This is a genomic window from Streptomyces longispororuber (assembly GCF_024448165.1).
Classification (GTDB): Bacteria; Actinomycetota; Actinomycetes; order Streptomycetales; family Streptomycetaceae; genus Streptomyces; species Streptomyces longispororuber_A.
The window spans coordinates 1-3,068 of the sequence record NZ_JAMOLN010000400.1; the positions used below are offsets into that span (position 1 = coordinate 1).

General features: G+C 71.3%; 2 protein-coding genes and 1 pseudogene. All 3 read left to right on the top strand.

Features of this window, described 5'->3' with window-relative positions:
- Positions 1-102 (top strand): annotated as a pseudogene (locus M4J07_RS47295) (TetR/AcrR family transcriptional regulator); the annotation flags it as partial.
- A gap of 160 nt (positions 103-262) precedes the next feature.
- Positions 263-1,663: a CitMHS family transporter gene (locus M4J07_RS47300; RefSeq protein WP_255983517.1), complete on the top strand. Its 1,401-nt coding sequence runs from the start codon at positions 263-265 to the stop codon at positions 1,661-1,663.
- A gap of 4 nt (positions 1,664-1,667) precedes the next feature.
- Positions 1,668-2,912, top strand: coding sequence for an MFS transporter (locus M4J07_RS47305; RefSeq protein WP_255983519.1), 1,245 nt, complete (start codon positions 1,668-1,670; stop codon positions 2,910-2,912).
- Positions 2,913-3,068: the final 156 nt, after the last annotated feature.

The following is a 3,068-nucleotide window of genomic DNA, read 5'->3' on the forward strand; positions in this document are numbered from 1 at the left end:
CTGGTCCGCCTCGCGTTCCGAATCGACCCGGCGGGGGACGAGCCGATCATCGAGGAGACGCGCGCGCTGCTGCGGGCGTACCTGGCCCGCGTCCTGGACTGACATCGCCGACCCCAACCCTGTGACCTGGAGTTTTGCGCTTATTGCTCACGCGTCAACATCTTGTTAACGCAAAAGGACGGGCCCTAACGTCTCGCTGACCGCCATCCCCGAGTGGGAGTTCAACGGCGAACTTCAACGGCGAACGGATAGGAACCCACCCATGCTGACGATCCTCGGATTCGTCATGATCGCCACCTTCCTGGTGCTGATCATGATGAAGAAGGTGTCGCCGATCGCGGCGCTCGTGCTCATCCCCGCACTGTTCTGCGTGCTGGTGGGCAAGGGGGCCCACCTCGGTGACTACGTCATCGCCGGCATCGGCGACCTGGCGCCCACCGCCGCGATGCTGATGTTCGCGATCGTCTACTTCGGCGTGATGATCGACGTCGGACTCTTCGACCCGATCGTCCGCGGCATCCTGAAGTTCGCCAAGGCCGACCCGGTGCGGATCGTCGTCGGCACCGCCGTGCTCGCCGCGATCGTCTCCCTCGACGGCGACGGCTCCACCACCTTCATGATCACCGTCTCGGCGATGTACCCGCTGTACAAGCGCCTGAAGATGAGCCTCGTCGTGATGACCGGTGTCGCCGCGACCGCCAACGGCGTCATGAACACCCTCCCTTGGGGCGGCCCCACGGCCCGCGCCGCCACCGCGCTCAAGCTCGACGCCAGCGACATCTTCGTGCCGATGATCCCGGCGCTCGCCGTGGGCCTCGTCTTCGTCCTCGTCCTCGCGTACGTCCTCGGGCGTCGGGAGCGCAAGCGCCTCGGCTACCTCTCCCTCGACGACGTCACCGAGACCGTGACCGAGACCGCCGACGAGAAGGTGCTCGTCGCGGCGGGCGGCGGCAACGGCAAGGCGGCCACCGGCGGCGGCGACCACGCGGCGCCCTCCTTCGAGAACGAGGACGGCGAGACGTTCGCGGGCCTCGACCCGAACCGCGCCACGCTCCGCCCCAAGCTCTACTGGTTCAACGCGCTCCTGACTGTCACCCTGCTCACCGCCATGATCATGGAGTGGCTGCCGATCCCGGTCCTCTTCATGCTCGGCGCCGCGCTCGCCCTCTCCGTCAACTACCCGCACATGCCCGACCAGAAGGCCCGCATCGGCGCCCACGCCGAGAACGTCCTCAACGTCTCCGGCATGGTCTTCGCCGCCGCCGTCTTCACCGGAGTCCTCCAGGGCACCGGCATGGTCGACCACATGGCCAAGTGGGTCGTCGGCGGCATCCCCGACTGGATGGGCCCGCACATGGCCCTGGTCACCGGCGTCCTGTCGATCCCGTTCACGTACTTCATGTCGAACGACGGCTTCTACTTCGGCATCCTGCCGGTCCTCTCCGAGGCGGGCGCCGCGCACGGCGTCTCCTCCCTGGAGATCGCCCGCGCCTCGCTCGTCGGCCAGCCGCTGCACATGTCCAGCCCGCTGGTGCCCGCCGTCTACGTCCTCGTGGGCATGGCCAAGGTCGAGTTCGGCGACCACACCAAGTTCACCGTGAAATGGGCCGCTCTGACCGCCCTCGTCGTCCTGGGCGCCGGCTTCCTCTTCGGGATCCTGTGACCCCGTGACGACCGTCTCCCGCGGCTGGCTGCTGCGCCTCGTCATCGCCTTCGCCTTCGCGCAGGGGGCGGTGTCGATGGCGCGGCCCGCCGTGTCCTACCGGGCCCTCGCGCTCGGCGCCGACGAGCGTGCCGTCGGCGTCATCGCGGGGGTCTACGCCCTGCTCCCGCTCTTCGCCGCCGTCCCGCTCGGCCGCCGCACCGACCACGGCCGGTGCGCCCCGCTGCTGCCCGTCGGCGTCGTCCTCATCGCGGGCGGCTGCGCGCTCAGCGGCACGGCCGGCTCCCTCGCCTCGATGGCGGCGTGGAGCGGGGTGATGGGCCTCGGCCACCTCTGCTTCGTCATCGGCGCCCAGTCGATCGTCGCCCGCCAGTCCGCGCCGGACGAACAGGACCGCAACTTCGGCCACTTCACCATCGGCGCCTCCCTCGGCCAGCTCGTCGGCCCGATCGCGGCCGGCGCGGTGATCGGCGGCCCCGACATGGCGGGCACCAGCGCACGGGCACTGCTCGTCTCGGCGGGCGTCTGCGTGGTCGCCCTCACCACGCTGTGGCGCATCGAGTCCCGTCGTACGCCGGCGAGTTCCCGTACGGGCAAGGACACGCCCCGCGTCCCCGTCCACCGCATCCTGCGCACCCGTGGCGTCCCCGGCGGCATCTTCATCAGCCTCGCCGTGCTCTCGGCCACGGACATCCTCACGGCGTACCTCCCGGTCGTCGGCGAGCACCGGGGGATCGCCCCGTCCGTGATCGGTGTCCTGCTGAGCCTGCGCGCGGGCGCCACGATCGCCTGCCGGCTGGTCATGACCCCGCTCATCGACTGGCTGGGCCGTTCCCTCCTGATCGCCACGACGTGCCTGCTCGCCGCGGTGCTCTGCGCGGCGATCGCCCTTCCGGTACCCGTCTGGGCGTTGGCCGTGATCCTGGTCCTGCTCGGGTTCTGCCTGGGTGTGGGCCAGCCCCTGTCGATGACCACGGTCGTCCAGGCGGCCCCGCCCGACGCCCGCTCCACGGCCCTGGCGCTGCGCCTGACCGGCAACCGGCTCGGCCAGGTGGCGGCCCCCGCATCGGCGGGCCTGATCGCGGGCGTGGCGGGCACGGCGGCGCCGTTCGTGATGCTGGGCGCGTTGCTGCTGCTGGCGTCCGGCCTGGGCGCACGCGGCGGGCCCCGGCCCCGCGCCCAGCCCTCCCCGGGTGGTGACCGAGTGCGCCCCGGCGGTCGCCGCCCGCGCAGTTCCCCGCGCCCCTGAAGGCATGCGCTGCGCGCAGCCTTCACCCCGTCGGGGAGATGTCGCACCGAAGGTGCACATCTCAGGGGCGCGGGGCTGTGTCATGGGCGGCTCCGCCGCGGGGCGCGCCCAGCCCCCACCGGACCTGCAGTCGGCAGCGGACGGTCGGAGTTACGG